The sequence below is a fragment of the Corallococcus sp. 4LFB genome, from assembly GCF_046520365.1.
In the GTDB taxonomy this organism is placed as follows: Bacteria; Myxococcota; Myxococcia; order Myxococcales; family Myxococcaceae; genus Corallococcus; species Corallococcus caeni.
In genome coordinates this window covers 1-7,335 of record NZ_JBKGHJ010000426.1, presented here as the reverse complement: position 1 = coordinate 7,335, position 7,335 = coordinate 1, and the positions used below count along the sequence as shown (strand labels likewise).

The window sequence follows — 7,335 nt, the reverse complement described above, 5'->3', positions numbered from 1 at the left end:
CGGACCGGCTGGCGGCGGAGCTGCGCGCCGAACCGCGTGACGCGGTGGTGGCCCTGCGCGGCCGTCAGCGCTGGGTCCAGACCTTCGAGCCCGTGCGCCTGGAGGCGGCCGGCGCGCAGGTGCTGCGCGACGGCGGCGCGTACCTCATCACCGACGGCCTCACCGGCATTGGCCACGCGCTGGCGTCCGAGCTGGCCACCGTGCACCACGCGAAGCTGACCCTGGTGGAGACGGCGGACTTCCCCAGCCGCGGCCAGTGGACGGCGTGGGTGGAGAAGCACGGCGTGCAGGACGCGGTGTCCCGCCGCATCCAGCGCGCGCTGGCCCTGGAGCGCACCGGCGTGGAGATGCTGGTGCTGCCCGCGGCCCTCACGGACGTGGAGTCCATGCGCGGCGTGGTGGAGACGGCGGTGGCGCGCTTCGGCCGCATCGACGGCGTCATCCACGCGGCGGGCGGCATGCAGGGCGCCACGCTGGGCACCATCGCGGAGACCGGCCCGGAGGAGTGCGCCTGGCACTTCCGCCCGCAGGTGCACGGCGTGCGGGTGCTGGCCGAGGTCCTCCCCAAGCAAGGCCCCGCGTTCTGCCTCCTCGTGTCGTCGCTGTCGTCCGTGCTGGGCGGCCTGGGACAGGTGGCGCAGGCCTCCGCCAGCGCCTTCATGGACGCCTTCGCCGAAGGCGGCACGGAGGGGTTCGCCTACCCGTGGCTGAGCGTGGACTGGGACGCGTGGCAGTTCGCGGACGCGCAGGCCATGGCGGAGCTGTCCCCCACGCTGGCCCAGTTCGCCATCCAGCCCGCGGAGGGCCTGGAGGCGCTGCGCCGCGCGCTGTCTCACGGTGAGGGCCAGCTGGCCGTCTCCACGGGCAGCCTGGCCGCGCGTCAGCGCCAGGGCCCGCGCGCCGCGAAGGCGGAGAAGGGCAAGAAGGACGCGGCGAAGGGCAACAAGCACGGGCGGCCGTCCATCCTCACGCCCTACGCCGCGCCGCGCACGGAGCTGGAGAAGACCGTCGCGGGCATCTGGGAGCAGGTGCTGGGCATCGACGGCATCGGCATCAACGACAACTTCTTCGAGCTGGGGGGCCACTCGCTCTTGGCCACGCAGCTGCGCAACCACATCCACGCGGTGCTGAAGGTGGACCTGTCGCTGCGCGGCCTCTTCGAGACGCCCACCGTGGCCGGCGTCGCCGGGCGCGTGGAGCAGGAGCTGAGCAAGCGCGCGGCCTCCACGGAGAAGCCCATCGCGGAGCGCCTGCGCACCGCGTTCCCCACCGAGCGCCCCGCCCTGCTCACCGAGTACCTGCGCCACCACATCTCCGAGGGCCTGCGCATCCCGTTGGACAAGCTGCCCGCCGACGGCAGCCTCAAGGGCTACGACCTGCACGCGCTGGGCGCGGAGCTGGAGTACGACCTGCGGCAGGACTTCAAGTTCCAGCTCTACCCGCACGAGGTGCAGGCGCACCCGTCCATCCCGGAGCTGTCCAAGTACCTCCTCGTGGAGATGGACCGCCTGCAGGACCCGCAGCGCTTCGCGGAGAACAAGCCGCTGTCCGCGTACCCGCTCAAGCCCTACCGCGCCCAGGTGTCCGGCGCGCAGCGCACCAACACGGCGAAGAAGAACCCGCCCATGGTGTTCGTGCACTCCAGCCCGCGCGCGGGCTCCACGCTGTTCCGCGTGATGCTCGCGGGACACCCCCGGCTGTTCTGCCCGCCGGAAGTGAACCTGCTCTTCTTCGAGGGCATGCGCGAGTGGCGCGAGAACATCGGCTTCGGCTCCGAGATGGAGTGGACCACGGGCGGCCTGCTGTGGGCGCTCATGGAGCTGGAGAAGCTGGACTCGCCCGCCGGCGCCGCGCTGGTGGACCGGCTGGTCGCGGAGGACCTCTCCGCGCAGGACGTCTACCGCCGCCTCCAGGAGAAGTCCGCGCCCCGGCTGCTCGTGGACAAGACGCCCACGTACGCCATGGACGTGGAGACGCTGGAGCGCGCGGAGCGGATGTTCGAGGGCAACAAGTACATCTACCTCTACCGCCACCCGCTCCCGGTGATGGAGTCCATCCTCCGGATGCGCTTCGACCGCCTCTTCGCCGCCGGCCTCTTCGGCGACGCGGACGTGGACCCCTACGTGGTGGCGGAGACGGTGTGGGCGCTGTCCAACCGGAACCTCCTCAACTTCTTCGACGGCATCGGCCGTGAGCGCTGCCACTGGGTCCGCTACGAGGACCTGGTCGCGGACCCGACGAAGGTGATGACCGGCGTGGCCCACTTCCTGGGGCTCGAGTTCGACGAGCGCATGGTCCAGCCGTACGACGGCAAGAAGGACCGCATGATGGGCGGCCTGGGCGACCCCAACATCCTCCAGCACCAGGGCATCGAGAAGAAGATGGGCGAGTCCTGGAAGCGCATCAAGTGGCCCCGCGCCTTCGACGCCTCCACGCACGCCGTGATTGAGCGGCTGGGCTATTCCGTGGAGGGCGCCACGCCCGCGCCGGCCCCGGTGGCCGCGCAGGGGGTGACGCCCGCCGCGAAGCAGAAGGTGTCCGCGGCGGAGGCGGAGAAGCTGCTGGAGAACATGGACCAGCTCTCCGACGAGCAGGTGGCGGAGCTGCTCGCGGTGCTGGAAGACGCGGGCGGCGGTGACGGTGGTGGCAGCAGCAGCAGCGAGGACGCGGCCTGAACATGACGCCCGAAGAGAAGCGAGCACGCCTTGCCCAGCTCCTGAAGGACAAGTCGCGCCCCGCCGCGAAGCAAGCGCCCCTGTCCTTCGCGCAGGAGCGGATGTGGTTCCTGGACAAGTGGAGCCCCGGCAGCGCGGCGTTCCACATGCCCACCGCGGTGCGCCTGACGGGCACCGTGGACACGGACGCGCTCGGCCGCGCCCTGGCCCTGCTGGTGGAGCGGCACGACACGCTGCGCACCACCTTCCAGGAGCGCGAGGGCGGCGCCGTGCAGCTCATCGCCTCCACGGGCGAGGTGCCGCTGGAGGTGATGGACCTCCAGGGCCTGCCGGTGTCCGAGCGCGACGCGGAGGCGCAGCGGCGCGTGGTGGCGCTCGCGCAGCAGCCCTTCAGCCTGGAGCAGGGGCCGCTGCTGCGCGCGGTGCTGATGCTCCTGGGCAACGGCGAGCAGGTGCTGCTGGTGGATCAGCACCACATCGTCTCCGACGGCTGGTCCATGGGCGTGCTCGTGCACGAGCTGGCGGTGCTCTACCGCGCGTGCCTGGAGGGCCAGCCCTCGCCGCTGAAAGCCCTGCCCTTGCAGTACGCGGACTGGGCGGTGTGGCAGAAGGACTGGCTCCAGGGCGCGGAGCTGGAGCGCCAGCTCACCTACTGGAAGAACCGCCTCAACCCGCACGCCCTGCTGGAGCTGCCCCAGGACAAGCCGCGCCCGGCGCTGATGAGCTCCAAGGGCGAGCGGCAGGTGATGCACCTGTCCCCCGCCCTCACCCAGGCCCTCAAGGCGCTGGGCCAGCGCGAGGGCCGCACGCTGTTCGTGACGCTGCTGTCCGCGTTCAACGTGCTCTTGTCGCGCTACACCGGGCAGGACGACATCGTGGTGGGCACGCCCATCGCGGGCCGTCCGCGCGCGGAGGTGGAAGGACTCATCGGCCTGTTCGTGAACATGCTGGCGCTGCGCTCGGACCTGTCCGGCAAGCCCACGTTCAAGGAGCTCTTGCGCCGCGTGCACGAGTCCACGCTGGACGCGTACGCGCACCAGGACATCCCCTTCGAGCGGCTGGTGGACGCGCTCAAGCCGGAGCGGCACCTCAGCCACTCGCCCATCTTCCAGGTGATGTTCGTCCTGCAGAACGCGCCCATGCCGGCCCTGGAGGCCCCGGGCCTGCTGATGGAGGCGAAGCCGGTGGACACCGGCACGACGAAGTACGACCTGTCCCTCCTGCTGGTGGACCTGCCGCAGGGCCTGCGCGTCACCGCCGAGTACAGCACCGACCTCTTCGAGCGCTCCACGGCGGAGCGCCTGCTGGGCCACTACCTCACGCTGCTGGAGGGCATCGTCGCGCAGCCGGACCTGCCCATCTCCCGCCTGCCGCTGCTGCCCTCCGCCGAGCAGCAGCGCGTGATGAAGGACTGGAACGACACCGCCGTCGCGCACCCGAAGGAAGCGACGCTCACGTCGCTCCTCGCCGCGCAGGTGGAGCGCACGCCGGACGCCGTCGCCCTGGAGTTCGAGGGCAGCCGCCTCACCTACCGGGAGCTGGACGCCCGCGCGAACCAGCTGGCGCACGCGCTGCGCAAGCACGGCGTGGGGCCGGAAGTGCGCGTGGGCCTGTGCGTGGAGCGGTCGCTGGAGATGGTGGTGGGCCTGCTGGGCACGCTGAAGGCGGGCGGCGCGTACGTGCCGCTGGACCCGGGCTACCCGCAGGAGCGCCTGGGCTGGATGCTGGAGGACGCGCGTCCGCCGGTGCTGCTGGTGCAGGAGCGGCTGCTGTCGCGGCTGCCGGCGTCGGACGCGAAGGTGGTGAAGCTGGACACGGGCTGGGAGGAGATTGCCCGCGAGCCCACCACCGCGCCCGCGCCTGGCGCGACGCCGGACTCGCTGGCGTACATCATCTTCACGTCCGGCAGCACGGGCCGCCCCAAGGGCGCGATGAACGCGCACGGCCCGGTGGTGAACCGCCTGCTGTGGATGCAGTCCGCCTACCGGCTCACGCCGGACGACGTGGTGCTCCAGAAGACGCCGTTCAGCTTCGACGTGTCCGTCTGGGAGTTCTTCTGGCCGCTGATGACGGGCGCGAAGCTGGTGGTCGCGAAGCCCGGCGGGCACCAGGATCCGGGCTACCTCAAGGCGCTGATTGCCTCCGCGTCCGTCACCACGCTGCACTTCGTGCCCTCCATGCTCCAGGCCTTCCTGGACGAGCCGGGCGTGGCGGAGTGCACGTCGCTGAAGCGCGTGGTGTGCAGCGGTGAGGCGCTGCCCCTGGAGCTGAAGGAGCTGTGCCTGCGCACACTGCCCGGCGCGGGGCTGCACAACCTCTACGGCCCCACCGAGGCCGCGGTGGACGTGACGTTCCACGCGTGCAAGGCCCACGACGGCCGCCGCTCCGTGCCCATTGGCCGGCCGGTGGACAACACGCAAATCCGCATCCTGGACGCGGAGCTCCAGCCGGTGCCGCAGGGCGCGGCGGGCGAGCTGTACATCGGCGGCGTGCAGGTGGGGCGCGGCTACCTCGCGCGGCCCTCGCTCACGGCGGAGCGCTTCCTCCCCGACCCCTACGCGACGGTGCCGGGCGCGCGCATGTACCGCACGGGCGACGTGGCGCGGTGGCTGCCGGACGGCGAGCTTGAATACCTGGGCCGCGCGGACTTCCAGGTGAAGCTCCGCGGCCTGCGCATCGAGCTGGGCGAGATTGAGTCGTCGCTGGAGAAGCACCCCACGGTGCGCCAGGCGGTGGTGCTCGCGCGCGAGGACCGGCCGGGCCAGAAGCGGCTGGTGGCCTACGTCACCGGCAAGGACGCGAAGCCGGAGGCCGGGGCGCTGCGCGCCTTCCTGCTGGAGCGGCTGCCCGAGTACATGGTCCCGTCCAACGTCGTGGTGCTGGAGCGCATGCCGCTCAGCCCCAACGGCAAGGCGGACCGCAAGGCGCTGCCCGCGCCGGAGGCCGGTGGCGCGGATCCCGCGCGCCCCTTCGCGGCGCCGGGGACGGCCATCGAGCAGCAGATCGCCCAGACGTGGAAGGACCTGCTCCACGTGGAGCGGGTGGGCCTGGACGACCCCTTCTTCGAGCTGGGTGGCAATTCGCTGCTCGCCCTCCAGCTCCACCGCCGGCTGACGGCGGAGCTGGGCGTGACGCTGGCGCTCACGGACCTCTTCCAGTACCCCACCGTGCGGGCACTGGCGGCGCGGCTGTCGCGCCGGGAGGACACGCCCTCGGAGGACGCGGCGCAGGCGGGCCGCTCCCGTGCCGAGGCGCGACGCACGGTCAACCGCCGCGCGGGAGCCTCGCGCGGTCGGGTGGAAACGGATGGAGACGCGGATGAGTGACGCAGTGGGTGGTGGCGAGGAGCGCATCGCGATCGTCGGCCTGGCCGGCCGCTTCCCGGGTGCGAAGACGCTGGAGGGCTTCTGGGAGATGCTCCGGCGCGGCGGCGACGCGCGCCGCGTGCCCACGGACGCGGAGCTGGACGACGCGGGCGTTCCCCAGGCCCTGCGCGCCCATCCGCAGTGGGTGCGCTCCAGCTACGTGCTGGAGGGCGCGACGGAGTTCGACGCGGGCCTCTTCGGCTACAGCCCGCGCGAGGCGGAGCTGATGGACCCCCAGCAGCGCATCTTCATGGAGTGCGCGTGGGAGTCGCTGGACAACGCCGGCTATGACCCGCTCCGCTTCAAGGGCGCGGTGGCCGTCTACGCGAGCGTGAGCTTGAGTTCGTACCTGCTGCGCGCGCTGATGCGGCAGCCGGACCTGATGGACGCGGCCGGTTCGTTCGGCGTGATGCTGGCCAACGACAAGGACTACGTGGCGACGCGCGTGTCCCACCGGCTGGGCCTGCGCGGCCCCGCGGCGACGGTGCAGACGGCGTGCTCCAGCTCGCTGGTGGCGCTCCACCTGGCGTGCCAGAGCCTGCTCTCCGGTGAGAGCGACATGGCGCTCGCGGGCGGCTCCTCCGTGTCCTTCCCGCAGACGGCGGGCTACCTCTACCAGGAGGGGATGATCTTCTCGCCGGACGGCTACTGCCGCGCGTTCGACGCGAAGGCCAACGGCACCGTGCGCGGCGCGGGCGCGGCGGTGGTGGTGCTCAAGCGGCTGTCGGACGCGCTGAAGGACGGCGACACGATTCACGGCGTCCTGCTGGGCACGGCGGTGAACAACGACGGCGCGGGCAAGGTGGGCTTCACCGCGCCCAGCGTGGAGGGCCAGGCCGCGGTCATCGCGGAGGCGCTCGCCATCTCCGGCGTCACGCCGGACGACATCCAGTACGTGGAGGCCCACGCGACGGGCACCCCGCTGGGCGACCCGATAGAGGTGGCCGCGCTCAACCAGGCCTTCGGCGGCAAGGAGACGGGCCAGAAGCGCGTGGCGCTGGGCTCGCTCAAGGCGGCCATTGGCCACCTGGACGCGGCGGCCGGCATCGCAGGCGTGGTGAAGACGGTGCTCGCCATGGAGCACGGCGAGATTCCCGCGAGCCCCCACTTCCAGCAGCCCAACCCCGTCATCGACTTCGACGCGGGCCCCTTCTTCGTGCCCTCGCAGCCCCGGCCGTGGACCTCCCCGAACGGGCCGCGCCGCGCGGGCGTGAGCGCCTTCGGCATCGGCGGCACCAACACGCACGTCATCCTGGAGGAGGCGCCCAAGGCCGCCGCCCCCGCGCCGTCGCGCC

At 72.1% G+C, this 7,335-nt stretch carries 3 protein-coding genes; all 3 read left to right on the top strand.

Features of this window, described 5'->3' with window-relative positions; genetic code table 11:
• The coding region (locus ACLEQD_RS32830; RefSeq protein WP_410389439.1) for a sulfotransferase at positions 1–2,675 on the top strand (2,675 nt) is incomplete at its 5' end.
• Between the two features lie 2 nt (positions 2,676–2,677).
• Positions 2,678–6,001 (top strand): amino acid adenylation domain-containing protein, encoded by a 3,324-nt coding sequence (locus ACLEQD_RS32825; RefSeq protein ID WP_410389437.1) that lies wholly within the window; start codon positions 2,678–2,680, stop codon positions 5,999–6,001.
• Positions 5,994–7,335, top strand: a 1,342-nt coding sequence (locus ACLEQD_RS32820; protein WP_410389435.1) for a type I polyketide synthase, incomplete at its 3' end; no start/stop codon positions are given. The genes ACLEQD_RS32825 and ACLEQD_RS32820, both read left to right, overlap by 8 nt.